General features: G+C 71.0%; 14 protein-coding genes. 9 read left to right on the top strand and 5 right to left on the bottom strand.

Annotation, left to right across the window (positions count from 1 at the left end; all coding sequences use genetic code 11):
* Positions 1-144: 144 nt before the first annotated feature.
* The 3 genes from BHU15_RS19400 to BHU15_RS19390 form a co-directional block, all read right to left on the bottom strand.
* Positions 145-768: a sigma-70 family RNA polymerase sigma factor gene (locus BHU15_RS19400; protein WP_247748646.1), complete on the bottom strand. Its 624-nt coding sequence runs from the start codon at positions 766-768 to the stop codon at positions 145-147.
* Between the two features lie 226 nt (positions 769-994).
* Positions 995-1,804, bottom strand: coding sequence for a hypothetical protein (locus tag BHU15_RS19395; RefSeq protein ID WP_069628340.1), 810 nt, complete (start codon positions 1,802-1,804; stop codon positions 995-997).
* 24 nt (positions 1,805-1,828) lie between these two features.
* Positions 1,829-2,656, bottom strand: coding sequence for a transglycosylase SLT domain-containing protein (locus tag BHU15_RS19390; RefSeq protein ID WP_069628339.1), 828 nt, complete (start codon positions 2,654-2,656; stop codon positions 1,829-1,831).
* 192 nt (positions 2,657-2,848) lie between these two features.
* Between BHU15_RS19390 and BHU15_RS19385 the strand changes: the two genes are divergently transcribed.
* The 8 genes from BHU15_RS19385 to BHU15_RS19350 are packed head-to-tail and all read left to right on the top strand — an operon-like array spanning position 2,849 to position 11,177.
* On the top strand, positions 2,849-3,508 hold the full coding sequence (locus BHU15_RS19385) for a DUF6668 family protein (RefSeq protein WP_069628338.1): 660 nt from the start codon (positions 2,849-2,851) through the stop codon (positions 3,506-3,508).
* Positions 3,505-3,795 (top strand): hypothetical protein, encoded by a 291-nt coding sequence (locus BHU15_RS19380; RefSeq protein ID WP_069628337.1) that lies wholly within the window; start codon positions 3,505-3,507, stop codon positions 3,793-3,795. The genes BHU15_RS19385 and BHU15_RS19380 overlap by 4 nt, the downstream gene beginning before the upstream one ends.
* A 51-nt stretch (positions 3,796-3,846) precedes the next feature.
* The gene (locus BHU15_RS19375) at positions 3,847-4,176 is read left to right on the top strand and encodes a hypothetical protein (RefSeq protein WP_069628342.1); all 330 of its coding nucleotides are present in this window, start codon (positions 3,847-3,849) and stop codon (positions 4,174-4,176) included.
* 36 nt (positions 4,177-4,212) lie between these two features.
* Complete coding sequence (locus tag BHU15_RS19370; RefSeq protein ID WP_135068450.1) at positions 4,213-5,004, top strand: DUF8175 domain-containg protein; 792 nt, start codon at positions 4,213-4,215, stop codon at positions 5,002-5,004.
* 1 nt (position 5,005) lies between these two features.
* Complete coding sequence (locus BHU15_RS40175; RefSeq protein WP_069628335.1) at positions 5,006-6,265, top strand: hypothetical protein; 1,260 nt, start codon at positions 5,006-5,008, stop codon at positions 6,263-6,265.
* A gap of 60 nt (positions 6,266-6,325) precedes the next feature.
* Positions 6,326-7,819 carry an SCO6880 family protein gene (locus BHU15_RS19360; protein WP_069628334.1) on the top strand — a complete coding sequence of 498 codons (1,494 nt, stop codon included), beginning with the start codon at positions 6,326-6,328 and terminating at the stop codon, positions 7,817-7,819.
* Positions 7,816-9,363: a putative type IV secretion/conjugal transfer ATPase gene (locus BHU15_RS19355; protein ID WP_069628333.1), complete on the top strand. Its 1,548-nt coding sequence runs from the start codon at positions 7,816-7,818 to the stop codon at positions 9,361-9,363. Before BHU15_RS19360 ends, BHU15_RS19355 begins: the two co-directional genes overlap by 4 nt.
* A complete protein-coding gene (locus BHU15_RS19350; RefSeq protein ID WP_079128239.1) occupies positions 9,357-11,177 on the top strand; it encodes a type IV secretory system conjugative DNA transfer family protein in 1,821 nt (606 codons plus the stop codon). The genes BHU15_RS19355 and BHU15_RS19350 overlap by 7 nt, the downstream gene beginning before the upstream one ends.
* Before the next feature lie 15 nt (positions 11,178-11,192).
* Here BHU15_RS19350 and BHU15_RS19345 read toward each other — a convergent pair whose 3' ends face one another.
* The gene (locus BHU15_RS19345) at positions 11,193-12,323 is read right to left on the bottom strand and encodes a DUF418 domain-containing protein (RefSeq protein ID WP_247748647.1); all 1,131 of its coding nucleotides are present in this window, start codon (positions 12,321-12,323) and stop codon (positions 11,193-11,195) included.
* Positions 12,324-12,358: 35 nt separating this feature from the next.
* Positions 12,359-12,604, bottom strand: a complete 246-nt coding sequence (locus BHU15_RS19340) for a hypothetical protein (RefSeq protein ID WP_069628331.1) — start codon at positions 12,602-12,604, stop codon at positions 12,359-12,361.
* A 310-nt stretch (positions 12,605-12,914) separates the two neighbouring features.
* Here BHU15_RS19340 and BHU15_RS19335 point away from each other — a divergent pair.
* Positions 12,915-13,704 (top strand): AfsR/SARP family transcriptional regulator (locus BHU15_RS19335; protein ID WP_255293150.1); only part of this gene is annotated, 790 nt, incomplete at its 3' end.

Genomic DNA, 13,704 nt, shown 5'->3' with positions numbered 1-13,704 from the left:
GACCGCGGCGGGGGCGGAAGTGCCGGAGCCCCCCGCCGCGGTCTCGTCCGCGCCACGCAGCTCCCGTCCCCGCCCGCGTACCGCCCCGTCCTGGGAACGGCCCGCGGTCAACGCCCGGAAGGCGGGCTGAGCCGACGGGTGTGGCTACGCGGCGGACAGGTGTCTGGCCGGCTTCCGCTCGGACTCGCCGCCGGTACGCGGGGTGTTCGCACCGTTCTCGGCGGTCGCCGGGTTGTCGACGACGACGCCCATCGCCAGTCGCAGCGCCCGTACGGCGTGATGCACGCGGGACTTGACGGTGCCCGGCGGAACCCCGAGGACCAGGCCCGTCTCGCGCATCGACCGGCCGGAGTAGTACGTCTCGTACAGCGCCTCGCGGTGGTTGGGCGACAGCTGCTTGAACGCCTCCTTGAGCAGCATGGAGGACAGCAGCCAGTCCACGTCGTCGGAACGGACCAGCAGATCGTCCAGCCAGGTGTTGCCGTTGACCTCCTGCGGGCGGGTCTTGCGCATCCGGTACTCGTCGACGACGAGGTTGCGGGCCACTCTGAACAGCCAGGGCCGCAGCGCCCGGCCGCCGGTCAGGTCCTGCGTCCGCCAGCAGCGCAGCAGCGTCTCCTGCACCACGTCCTCGGCCTTGTGCCGGTCACCGTTCAACAGCCGTACCACGTAGGCGTAGAGCGCGCCGGCCTGTTCGTCGTGGAGCGTGCGCATCGCGCGTTCGTCGGCGCTCACCGCTCCCAAGGAACCCATCACTGTCCCGCTCACGTACTTACTCCCTCGCTGCTTGACCCTGGGGAAGGTCAGGTCGGGGCCCGTTGGTCAAGGGCCACGACTCGGGGGGAGTGTTACGACTGGGGCTCCACATCAGGTTTACGTTCGATTGACGCGGGTATCGCAGGTTCCGCCGAACCGGACGGCCGGATACCGCGAAAGGGAAGCCTCCCTTCCGCCGTGTTCACCTCCGACCCGCGGCCGACCTGCGCGTTCTCCCTCAGGCGACCGCGCTCCCGACGGCCGCCGCCTCCGTGGCGAGGGCGTGTATACGGCGATCCACACCCCGCACCAACTCGACGTCACCCACGGCGGTTCTGCCGTCCTCCGCGAGCCGGGACCAGGTGGTGAGCAGGGCACGGCCGTGGTCCACGGCCGACGGCAGGTCGTCGATCAGCTGCCACACGGCGACCGCGCGCAGCAGGTCCTCGTGGGCACGCGGGTCGCCCTGCTCCTGGCGGATCCGGGCGAGTTCGAGACAGGCGGCCGTCGCCGCCGTGTGATTGCCGCTCTTGTGCGCGGCGAACGCCTCCAGCGCCTGGGCCTCCAGCGTGTACGGGTGCTCCGCGCCGAAGGTGCGCGCGGCGTGCTCGCGCAGCCGGAAGGCGAGGGCCGCCGCCCGCTCCAGCGCTCCGGTGTCGATGGCCTGGCCGATCTGCGTGACGAGCGCGGAGAGTTCGACCGGGACCGGCACCGGCGGTTTGGCCGAGGACTCCTCCTCGGACGGCTCCCGGTACCGCTCGTGCCGCACGATCCGGCTCGAACCGTCGGCGGTGACCTCGATCCGGGTGGCGTATCCGGCCTGCCGGTCGACGATCACCGCCTCGATGGGCTCACCGGCGGCCCGCGCCCGGTGCTGCATCGTGTCGAGCACCGCCACGTTGACCGCTTCGCCGTCCGGCAGCGGGAAGGGCGCGCCGTCGACCGTGACCCGGCCGTCGGAGTGGATCAGCACCTCCAAGGAGAGCGAAGGCCGCGCCTGCGCGGCTTCCTGTCCGTCGCGGTCCTGGTCTGTGTGGTTCCTGAACACCCGATGACTCCTTCGCTGCCTTGGTCACTGCCCGCCCTCGGGCGGAGTTGAGACGCTGCCGGTCGGCAGCGGACTGATGGTGGGGTACGACTCCCCTTCGGGGAGCTTGATCGCGTCCGAGTAGATCGCGAACGACGACCTGATCCCGTAGATGTAGCTCTGCGCGCCGCCCTGGGCCGGTACGCCCTTGGCCTTCTTCACCGCGTCCAGGCCCAGCGAGTACGCGGCGAGGGTCAGGTCCAGGTGGTCACCCGTGACTTGCCGGCTAGCGACGAGCGTCTCGATCTCCCCGGACAGTGAGCACAGGTACCGGCCCTGCGCCATGATCGAGTCCCCGGCGTCCAGGGCCGACGTGTCGTCGTTGTCGTTGTCGTCCTCGCCGAACTCGTCGAACTTGTCCGGCGGCAGCTGGGAGATGCCCTTCTTCCCGTTGACGCCGACGAGCTTGTCGTTCCACTGGGACTCCTGCTGGATCTGGGCCGCGATGATCATCGATCCGATCCGGTCGCACTCCTGTCCGGCGTCCTTGACGTACTCCAGGTACCCCGCGGGCACGGCGGCCTCGTTCAGCTCACCGCGCCCGTCACTGGCGAACACCTCGGACACCCGGTCGTTGTCGACCGACGCCTCTCCGTCGCCCCCTCCGCAGCCGAAGATCGAGCAGATGATCACCAGGGGCCAGAAGAAGAATCCGATGGCGCAGACGACGAGGACCCCGGCCAGCAGGATCAGGATGATCACCGGGAACAGCAGGCATCCGGACACACCGGTGCCCGCGGCCGCGGCCATGAGGATGGTGTTCGTCCCCTTGTTGTCGGAGGACTTGCCCTTCCCGCCGGCACTTGCGCCCACGACCGGTCGCTCCCTTCCTGTACGCCCGCGAAACCTGGTTGCGAGGAGTTCTGAACCAGGTCCCGCGATTTCCCGTAGTGGCTGCGCGACGGATCACCGCGAGCCCGCACGGCGCAACGGACACAGCGGCCGATCAGTTCAATCCGGGATCTGTCCGCCGAAGTTCGGAACCGAGGGAAGGGATGGACGCTCATGGGTGTCCCACCGGCGTCGTCCGCCGGCCCACAGATGTGGATACGGGGGCCGGCCTCCCAGCAGAGCGCCCAGCAGCCCGCCGGGCAGCCTGTCCAGCAGCCCACGCAGCAGCCCGTTCAGCAGGCTGTCCCGGCGGCGGCGGTCGCGCCGCCGGGCACGGCCGTGGGAGCCGTGCACGCTGCTCCCGCCGCGCCCGCCCCGCGCGAGCCCTCGCCGCACCGCGGCGAGCGGATCGCCTGGGTCAACGCCCATGGCGGCGGCGGCGCGAGCACCCTGGCGCACGCGCTGGGCGGCGCGGACCTGGGCACCCGATGGCCCGAGCCCGCCGACGGCGAGCCGGGCGACGTGCTGCTCGTGGCCCGTACCCACGCCGGCGGCATCCGGGCGGCGTCCCAGGCGCTGAACGCGCTGCGCATGGGGGACCACCCCGACGGGCTGCGGCTTGTCGCCGTCGTGCTCGTCGCCGACGCTCCGGGGCGCCTGCCGCGCCAACTCGGCCAGCGCGTACGCGTGTTGCGGTCGGCGGCCGAGGTGCACCGGGTGCCGTGGGTGCCTGCCTGGCGCCTCGGCGACGAGGTGGATCCGCTGCCCCGGGACGTACGCGCCCTGGCGGCGCTCACCGGCGGCCCGGCGGGACCCGTGGCGGGACTGCGATGAACCTCGCGAGCCCGCCGCCCCCGGAATTCGGCCCCCAGGGGGACTTCGACCCGAACCCCCAGGCCGGGCAACTGCTCGAGTACATCGCCTGGTCGGTGACGGCCGCCGCCGTGGCGGGGGTCATGTTCATCGGCGTGCAGATGGCCATGCAGTTGCGCGCCGGCGAGATGGGAGCGGGCACTGCCCATTTCCGAGGGCTTGTCTTCGTCATGCTCGCCTGCATTCTCTGCATCAGCGCCGGGCCGCTCGTCGAATTCATTGTCCAGCCCTACCTCCTCGCTCCTTAGCAGTACGTGAACATCTGACTCGTCATAACAACGGAGAACTTCGTGAAAGCAATCCTGCATTCCCTGCACGCCGATGCCATGAATTTCGTGGTCCTCGCGCAGGGCGACGGCGGAGCCGGGACCACCGTGCCCGACCCCGAGCGCAAGGCACCGCCGAAGCTGGCGAACGCCGTCGACACCGTGCTGGGAATCGTCGGCTGGGCGGGCACCGCCGCCGGTGTGGCGGGCGTCCTGATCACCGGCACCATGATGGCCGTTTCCATGAAGCGCGGTGAGGGCTCCGAGCACATGAGCCGTCTTGGCATGGTGCTCGGCGGTTGTGTCCTCGTCGCCACCGCCGGGCCCATCATCACCTTCGTATTCCAGCCCGGTACGGAATAGAAGCTCACAGCCGAGGTCACCGACATGTTCCGCTTGATGCGAAAAAAGGGCCCGGTCGAAGGGCCCTTCTACAAGCAGCGCGGCTGGATCAACTCAGCCGCTTTTCTCGGGTTTCTGGTGGTCATGTCGCTGGTGGCTTTCGTGAACGACGACGGCACCGGAAGCGGCGGCGGCAACGCGGACACCGCCGCCGCGGCCGGCAGCCGTGACCTGCTGACCGGGCTGAGCGGCCCCCTGTCCCCCGGCGATCCGCTTGAGGTACGCGGTGGCCCGGGGGGCCGGCCGGCCAACTGCCGTACGGACGACAAGGACACCGCCGCGCCGACCACCACACCGGCGGACATGCGCTGGCGGGACCTCGTCTCCGTCCGGGTGCCGACCTCGGCCTCGGCCGGGCCGCTGCACACCGACGGCGCCGTGTGGTGGTGCTTCGCCCACACACCCACGGGCGCCGTGCTCGCGGCGCACGTCATCCCCATCCAGTTGAGCGGTACGGCCTGGCGCGCCGCCGCCGAACAGCAGCTGGTACCGGGGGAGCCGCGCGACAGGTTCCTCGCCGCCAAGGCGGAGGAGGCCGAGGAGGCCGGCGAAACACCCTCGCCGAAGAGCGACATCGGGCGGTTCGCGGGCTTCTCCCTGACGTCCTACACACCCGAATCCGCGACCGTACGACTGCTTGTCACCCATCCCGCGGGCGGCTTCGTGTCGATCTCGGTGTCCGTGCGCTGGCGCGACGGCGACTGGAAAGTGACTCCTCTCGACGACGGGTCTCTCTACTCATCAGCGCGGCAGGCGAGGCCCGACGGCTTCTCCGCGTGGGGGGAATGACATGAATCTGGCCGCGAAATGCAGTGGCAGCATCAACTTCCTGAACATGTTCAACGATCCCATCGGCGAGATGATCAAGATGGTCGCCAAGATCGCGATGCGCGGTGCGCTCGGGATCTTCGAGGCCGTCGGCAACATCAACTCGTACGACCAGGAGACGTCGGACACGATCAACCGTCAGACCCAGTGGATCGTCGTGTATCTGGCGGTCGGGTCGATCCTCTTCGCCGCGGTCAAGATGGCCCTGGACAGGCGAGGTGAATCGGGTGGGACGGCGCTGAAGGGAATCCTGCGCATCACCCTGGTCAACACGGCCGCGAGCACCGTGATCATCACGTTCGCGGTGCTCATGGACAGGTACTCCAAGCACCTGTTCGAGGGTGCCCTCAAGGAACTGATGAGCGGCATCGACTGCGGCGGTGACATCCCCGCGATGCTGCTGCTGGTCATCGCCTGCCTCCTGATCATCGCCGGCGTCATCCACGCGCTCCTGATGTGGATCCGGCTCGGCGTGATGATCGTCCTGATGGGCACGCTCCCCCTGGCCGCCGCCGCGTCGATGACGGACTGGGGCACCACCTGGTGGCGCAAGCACATCGGCTGGCTCATCGCCTGGCTGCTGTACAAGCCCACGGTCGCCCTCGTGATGTATTCGGGGTCCGTGATGGTCAACGCGCAGAACGCCGACCAGGTCGACACACAGATCGCCGGTATGGGAATCCTGCTGCTGTCGGCCGTCGCACTGCCCGCGCTGATGCGAGTGATCGTCCCGGCGACGGAAGCGCTCGGCGGTGACTCGGTCGGACAGGCCACGATGGGCGTCGCCGGCGGTATCGCCTCCGGCGCGAAGTCGGCCGGCGGCGGGGCCGTCAATCTCGCCAGCAGTGCGCTGCAGGGGCCCTCGGGGGCCAGCGGCGCGTCCGGTGCGGGAGGCAAGGCCGGGGCCGCGCCCGGCGGTGGAGGGTCGTCCGGCGGAGGGTCCTCGTCCGGCGGAGGGTCGTCCGGCGGAGGGTCCTCCTCGGGCGGCGGAGGGTCGTCCGGCGGCGGAGGAGGCGCTGTCGGAGGCGGCGGAGGCGGCGGAGGAGGCGGAGGAGGCGGTGGCGGCGGTGCGTCGTCGGGCGCGGGCGCGTCCAGGGCCGCCGCCGCGGGCGGCGCGCTGCCCGTCGTCGGCGCCGCCGTGATCGGCGCGGCGACCGTCGCGGCCAAGACCGCGAAGGGCGCGACGGATATCGCCAAGAGCGGGATCGAGGGCGCCAAGTAGTACGGCGGCCCGACTCACCCGCCCCACGGTCCAGTCCACGCAAACGAAGCAGGTAAGCGCATGTCCACCGAAGCGTCCGTCCATCCCACGTACGGGAACTGGCGCAGGCCCCGACGCCCCGGGCTCGGGCCGCTCGGCCTCATCGGCACCGTCGGGGTGTTCGGCGGGATCGTCGTCGACCTGATGGCGTCGCTGATCTCGCTCCAGATCACCCTGGTCCTCATCGTCCTCCAGGTCCTGTTCCTGATGCCGCTGGCGGCGCGCACCCAGGACGGGCGGAATCTCTATCAGCTGCTCGCCCTGCGCATCAGCTGGTTCCGCCGCAAGGCCAAGGGCTCGACCACCTATGTCTCGGGTCCGCTCTCCATGCGGCCGGGCGGCCGGTTCCGGCCGCCCGGTCTGCTGAACCGGGTCCGGGTCGAGGAGGGCAGGGACGCGTACGACCAGCCCTTCGGCGTGCTGCACCACCGCAGCCGCAACCTCTACACCATCGTGCTCGGCTGCGAACCCGACGGCGGCTCCCTGGTCGACCCCGACCAGGTGGACACCTGGGTGGCGTCCTGGGGCCACTGGCTGGCCCGGCTCTCCGCCGAACCGGGCCTGCGCGGCGCGTCGGTGGTGGTCGAGACCGCCCCCGACACCGGCAACCGGCTCGCCAACGAGCTGCTGCCGCGCATCCACCCCGACGCCCCCGAGGCGGCGCGGGCGGTGATGGAGGAGGTCGTGCAGCGCTACCCGTCGGCGTCCTCCGAGATGCACACGTACATCTCGCTGACCTACGGCATGCCCCCCGGGCAGCGGCGCAGCAGCGAGGAGATCATCACCGAGCTGGCGATCCGTATCCCCGGCCTGCTGTCGGGGCTGGTGGCCGCCGGCGCCGGACCCGCAACGCCGCTGTCGGCCGAGCGCATCGCCGAGGTCGTACGGGTGGCGTACGACCCGTCCGTCGCCGGAGACGTACTCGACGCCCGTGCCCAGTACGGCGGGACCGGTCTGGACTGGGACGACGCCGGTCCCTCGGCGACGCTGGAGCGGGCCCACTCCTACCAGCACGACTCCGGGGTGTCCCGTACCTGGATGCTCACCCTCGCACCGCGCGGCACGGTCCGCGCCAACGTGCTGCGCGGTCTGCTGGAGGCCGCGCCGGGCACCCGCCGCAAGCGCGTCGCGCTGCTGTACCGCCCCATCGACCCGGCGACCTCGGCGCGCATCGTCGAGGCGGACCGGCGGGCGGCGCAGTTCATGGCCACCTCCAAGCGCGGCATGGTGCAGGCGCGTGCCGCCAACGAGGTGCAGGCCGCCGAGCAGACGGCCGTGGAGGAGGCCACCGGCGCCGGTCTCGTGGAGTTCTCGCTGATGGTCACGGTGACCGTCGACAACGACAGCGAACTGGACGACGCGAACACCTCGATACGCAACCAACTCGCCGGAGCGCGGCTGCTGATGCGCCCCGCCGACCGGATGCAGGCGGCGGCGTTCAGCTGCACACTGCCCGCCGGGATCCTGCCGTGGGAGTACACGCTGGTGCCGCGCGAACTGAAGGAAGCACTGTGAGTCCGAAGAAGACGACCGGGCAACCGCCCCGGCCCAGAGAGCCCTTCATCCCGCCGCGCGGCTATCCCGGCCCCGGTGGCGGACAGGTGGCCAACATCGACCCGCCGACCATGTGGCGGTCCACGACCGTACAGGCGTGCGGGCTCTGGCCGTTCGCGGCGGGTTCGGGCGCGCCCATGAGCGGTGTGCCGCTGGGCCAGCACCTGTTCACCGGCGCCACGGTCTGCGGTGACCCGCTGTCGTGGTTCACCCGCTCCCACTACATCTCCAACCCCTCGCTGTTCATGCTCGGCATGCCGGGTCTGGGCAAGTCCACCCTGATCAACCGCATGCTCATCGGACTGGCCGCCACCGGTGTGGTACCGCTGGTGCTCGGTGACCTCAAGCCCGACTACGCGGACACCGTGCGCGCCCTGGGCGGTCAGGTCATCTCCATCGGGCGCGGGGTCGGCGGCATCAACGTCCTCGACCCCGGGGCCATGGGCGCCGCGGCCCTGCGCATCGGCGGTGAGGGCGGCCGGGTGCTGATGGCCGAGACCCACGGCCGTGTGCTCAACATGGTCGCCGCGCTCGTCACCATCGTGCGCGACCGGGCGGTGGACGACCACGAGCAGTCGGTGCTCTCCGCCGCGCTGCACCATCTGCGCGAGCGCACCCCGCCCGGCCAACAGCCGCTGCTGCCCGACCTGGTGAAGATCCTCGCCGAAGGACCGGACCGGGTACGGGCGGTGACGCTGGACCGCGGCGACGAGACCCGCTACCGCGACGCCGTCGACCCGCTGCACCGCTCACTGCTGGGCGTCCTGGACGGGCCGCTGGGCGACACGTTCGCCGCCGAGACGTCCACCAGGATCGACCTGGACTCACCGGCGGTGTGTGTCGACATCTCCCGGATCGGCGAGGCCGACACCCAGCTCACGGCGGCGGCGATGCTGGCCACCTGGTCCGACGGACTGGGCACGGTCGCCGCCTCGCACGCGCTCGCGGACGCCGGACTGCGGCCCCGGCGCTGGTTCTTCACCGTGCTCGACGAGCTGTGGCGGCCACTGCGCGCGGCCTCCGGCATCGTGGACCGTATCGACGCGCTGACCCGCCTCAACCGAAGCCTCGGCCTGGCCGACGCCAAGATCACCCACACGCTCAAGGACGCCGAGGCGCTGGGCACCGACGCCGACCGGGTCAAGGCACGCGGTTTCGTCGAGCGCGCCGGGATGGTGGTCTGCGCGGGGCTGCCCCGCCAGGAGATGGAGGATCTGGGCCAGGTCGTGGGCCTGTCCCAGCGCGAGATCGAACTGGTCTCCTCCTGGTCGTCGCCCCCGGGCTGGGCCGCGCACGGAGCCCGCGAGGAACCGCCCGGCCGGGGCCGGTTCCTGATCAAGGTCGGTGGCCGGCCCGGTATCCCCATCCAGGTCGCCATCACCGACACCGAGCGCAGGCTGCACGACACCAACAAGCGCTGGGCGGAGAACGAGCCGCCCGTCGACCCCGCGACCGAGTACATCCCCGACCTGTCCAAACTGGCGGAGGTGGACGGCTCATGGTGAAGGGAACCGGGGGCAAGGCCCAGGCCGGCGAGTTCGCGCCGTGGGCGATCGTCGTCGTGGCGGTCGTCGGCTGGCTGGTGTTCGGCGGCGTCTGGTTCGGCGGCACCCTGGGCGCCGCGCTGACCGGGTCGGGCTGGAATCCGCCGCCGTTCGTCCTGTCGACCTTCACCACCCTCTTCACCGAGGGCACCGAGCCCCTGTGGCCGGGCGCGTCATCGGCGGGTGTGGTCGCCGGTATCGGTGTCGTCTTCGGCGGTGTCGTCGCCCTCGGTGTGCTGGTCGTACGGTGGGTGCTGCGGTACGCCTCCCGGGAGAAGGGCCTGGCCGGGTCCAAGGAGATGGCGGCCATGGCACCGGCCGGCATCGCGGCCCGCGCCCGCGAGCTGCGCCCCTCGCTCAAGGGCCGGGAGCATCTGCACCCCGACGAGACGGGCAACCTCCTCGGCGACCTCGACCCGAAGGGCCCCGAACTGCGCTCCTCCTACGAGGACGTGGAGCTGGACCTGATGGCCCCGCGCGCCGGCAAGTCGACCGGCATCGCCGTCCCGCGCGTCCTGCGCGCGCAGGGCGCGGTGCTGCTGACCTCGAACAAGTCCGACGTGTACGCCGTCACGCGCGCCGCGCGCGAGGAGGCGGGCCGGGTGTGGACGTTCGACCCGCAGGGCATCGCGCACACCCCGCGCGAGATGTGGTGGGACATCCTCTCCGACTGCCACACCATCGAGGGCGCGCGCCGGCTGGCCGGACACTTCGTCGCCTCCGTCAACGACGACCAGTCGAAGAAGGACTTCTGGATCTCCGCCGCCCAGAACACCCTCACCTCCCTGTTCCTGGCCGCCGCGCGGGGCGGGGGCTCCGTGCTCGATCTGCTGGGCTGGCTCGCCGACCCCGCCGACCGCACCCCGGTCGACCTGCTGCGGGACGTCGAAATGGTCGCCATGGCCGAGCAGTTGCAGGGCACGGTCCGGGGCGCCGTGGAGACCCGCGACGGCATCTACGAGACGGCCCGCCAGTGCGTGGCCTGTCTGCTCGACCCGGAGATCGTGAAGTGGGTGACGCCCGATCCGGCGCTGCCGCAGTTCAAGCCGCACGAGCACGTGCTGGCCAAGGACACCCTCTATCTGCTGTCGAAGGACGGCGGCGGTTCGGCCGCCGGTGTGATCGCGGGGCTCGCCGACGCGACGATGCGCGCGGGCGTGATCGCCGCCGAGCGCATGGGCGGCCGGCTCGACCCGCCGATGACCGCCGTGCTGGACGAGGCGGCCAACGTCTGCCGTATCTCCGATCTGCCCGACCTCTACAGCCACTTCGGCTCACGCGGCATCAATGTCGTTACGCTGTTGCAGAGTTACCGCCAGGGCAGCCGCGTGTGGGGCGAGGCGGGTATGGACGCCCTGTGGAGCGCGGCCACGATCAAACTGCTCGGCGCCGGTCTGGACGACGCCGACTTCGTGGAGAAGGTCTCCAAGCTCGTCGGCAACCAGGACGTGAAGACCGCGTCCTGGTCCCGGAGCAAGGACGGCACCTCCCGCTCGTACTCCTACCGGCTGGACCCCGTGCTGCCGGCGGACAAGATACGCGCCCTGCCCAAGGGCACCGCGCTGCTGCTGGCGACCGGTGTACGGCCGGCCCTGATCCGGCTGCGGCCCTGGTACAAGGAGCCCGACGCGGGCGCCATCTCGGCGGCGGCCAAGGCCGAGACGGCCGCCATCACCGAGCGCGCCGCGCGCGCCTGGGCGGGCAGCGCCGCCGCTCCCGTCGAGAGTGGTGCCAGCCGATGGCAGCGGGACGCGGTGTCCCTGCGCAAGCCTTAAGGGCCGCCGCCGCGGTCAGGGCCGGCCACGGGTGGCCGCACGCAGCAGCCACTCGGCCGGCCCGTACCGCACCCGGCGCAACAGCGGCCCGCTGACGGCGAGTTGGACCGCGTACAGCACGAAGCACCCGGCCACCAGCGACACGGTGCCGAAGCGGCCGTACCAGCCCAGTCCGTACCCGGTGAACACGAACGCCATCACCAGGGACTGGGTCAGATAGTGCGTCAGGGCCAGCCGGCCGGCGCCGGCCAGGACGGGGCCGATCCGCCGGCCGGGCCGGGTGCGCAGCAGGAGCAGCAGAGCGCAGGCGTACGCGGTGGTCAGCGCAGGCGCCGTGAGCACGCCGACGGCCGACCCCACGTCGTACCAGCGCCCGTCCAGCGGCCCGTTGCGGCACAGCGCCATGAACGCGCTCCCCGCCAGGCCGACGGGCAGGGCGACGACCAGGATCTGCGTCATCCACGCGCGGTGGCGGCCGGTGTCGGTGAGCAGCCGGTGCCTGCCCGCGGCCAGTCCCAGCAGAACGGCCGCCAGCATGTCGGCGGCGTACAGGATGTTCCAGCCCAGCCTGGAGGTCAGCTGCTCCACGTTGGCCCCGACGACGGAGCCGATGTCACCCCGGTGGGCCGCCGCCATCTCCCGCAGCGCCGCGTCGTAGGCCCCGGGAGTCAGGGGCACCGCGTACGCGAGGGTGAACAGACCCCAGAGCAGCAGGCAGAACGCGACGACGGCGACGAGAACGGCCGCCGCCCGCACGGCGGTACGCGGCGCGATGTCCCGGGCCGCGAACAGGACGAGGCTCAGCACCGCGTACACCGTCAGGACGTCACCGGCGAACAGCAGGATGCCGTGTGCGAGCCCGAGCACGAGCAGCCCGCACAGCCGGCGCAGATGACGGGGCGCGAAAGACACTCCCGCGCGCTCGGCCGAGGCCCGTTGCAGCGTGAAGCTGTATCCGAACAGGAAGGAGAAAAGCAGATAGAACTTCGCACTCACGAAGGCCGTGACGAGCCACGCGGCCAACTCGTCCACGCGTGAGGTGTACAGCTCGTCCGCCGGACCCAAGTGCGGTCCGGCCATGGCGGAGACATTGACCAGGAGAATTCCCAGCAGGGCGAATCCGCGGAGTACGTCGACCTCCGCCACCCGGTCGCGCGGCGCCGCCCCGCCGCCGGTCCCGCTCAGCCCGCGCGCCGCTTCGTGCTCGGCTCGTTCCCGGCCAGACGGGCGGCGGCCTCCGGCGACAGATCGAACCCCTCCGGGAGGGGAAGCAGCTCGTCAGGCAGGGGGGAGACCGGGAGCCGGAGTGCGCGGTCGGCTGCCGACTGGGCCTGCCACGAGGGGTCTTGCTCCTCGATCGGAGTGGGCCGGCGCCGCTTCAGCAGACCCTGCGGACCGAGCGGGCGGGCCGGTTTACTTTCGGACATGAGCGTTCTCCTGGACCTTCAGCCGGGAATAACCGGGCGTGTGCCGGACCCGATTCGGACCCGATTCGGGCGCGTTCCGGACCTGATTCGGGCATCTGCCGGACCCGATTCGGGCATGCGCCTGACCGGATTCGGGAGGCACAACGGCCGGGGCGCCTCAACGGTTCATCGGTGCCGGTGCGGAAGTCCCGCCGATTACACCTGCCGCCGTCGGTAGAAACTACGTAGTGCGTTACGTAACCCGAGCCGGAAAGGCTCTGGCCAAAGGATTTCGGCGCGTGGCCGCAGCGAATCTTCGTATAGTCAAGCCGTGGATATATCCAGCAAAGTTCCCCTTCGCTTCGCTGTGCTGGGTCCCGTCCGGGTATGGAGGGGCGACGAGGAGCTGATCCTCGGTTCGCCCCAGCAACGGGTGGTGCTGGCGGCGCTGTTGCTCCGGCGCAGGCGGGTCGTGACCACCACCGAGATCGTCCACGCCGTCTGGGGCGAGGACCCGCCGACGGCGGCCCTGCCCGTCCTGCGTACGTATGTGTCACGGCTGCGCAAGATCCTGGAGCCCGACCGGATCTCCGACGGATCCCGGGCCGTGCTTGTCTCGGCGACGGACGGCTATCTGGCCCGGGTCCCCGAAGACGCCGTGGATCTGGGCGTGTTCGAGCAACGGGTCGCCGACGCCAAGAAGTTGCGCACCGCCGGCGAACTGGCCGCCGCCTCACAGCTGTTGCACGACGCGCTCGACGGCTGGCACGAGACCCCACTGGCCGGACTGACGGGCCCACTGGTCGACGCCGAACGCTCCCGGCTGAACGAGGCGCGGCTGACCACCCTCGAAACCCGGTTTGACATCGATGTCCAGCTCGGACGGCACGACTCGGTCATCTCCGAGCTGCGCGCACTGACCCATCAGCACCCGTTGCGGGAGCGGCTCTGCCAGTTGCTCATGATCGCCCTGTACCGGTCGGGGCGTCAGGCCGAGGCCCTGGCGTGCTACCGCAAGACACGCAGCACCCTCGTCGCCGAACTCGGCATCGAGCCCGGTACGTCGCTGCGCGAACTCCACCACAAGATACTGACGGCCGACCCGTCGCTCGACTACGCCC

Origin of the sequence: Streptomyces niveus, assembly GCF_001723055.1 — a bacterium.
Lineage (GTDB): Bacteria > Actinomycetota > Actinomycetes > Streptomycetales > Streptomycetaceae > Streptomyces > Streptomyces niveus.
This window is presented reverse-complemented; position numbering and strand designations above follow the sequence as displayed.

What these genes read in the sequence shown, in the direction of transcription:
- BHU15_RS19350 (WP_079128239.1), top strand. Translation starts at nt 9,357, where the DNA reads ATGGTGAAGGGAACCGGGGGCAAGGCCCAGGCCGGCGAGTTCGCGCCG.
- BHU15_RS40175 (WP_069628335.1), top strand. Translation starts at nt 5,006, where the DNA reads ATGAATCTGGCCGCGAAATGCAGTGGCAGCATCAACTTCCTGAACATG.
- BHU15_RS19385 (WP_069628338.1), top strand. Translation starts at nt 2,849, where the DNA reads ATGGGTGTCCCACCGGCGTCGTCCGCCGGCCCACAGATGTGGATACGG.
- BHU15_RS19380 (WP_069628337.1), top strand. Translation starts at nt 3,505, where the DNA reads ATGAACCTCGCGAGCCCGCCGCCCCCGGAATTCGGCCCCCAGGGGGAC.
- BHU15_RS19340 (WP_069628331.1), bottom strand. Translation starts at nt 12,604, where the DNA reads ATGTCCGAAAGTAAACCGGCCCGCCCGCTCGGTCCGCAGGGTCTGCTG.
- BHU15_RS19370 (WP_135068450.1), top strand. Translation starts at nt 4,213, where the DNA reads ATGCGAAAAAAGGGCCCGGTCGAAGGGCCCTTCTACAAGCAGCGCGGC.
- BHU15_RS19360 (WP_069628334.1), top strand. Translation starts at nt 6,326, where the DNA reads ATGTCCACCGAAGCGTCCGTCCATCCCACGTACGGGAACTGGCGCAGG.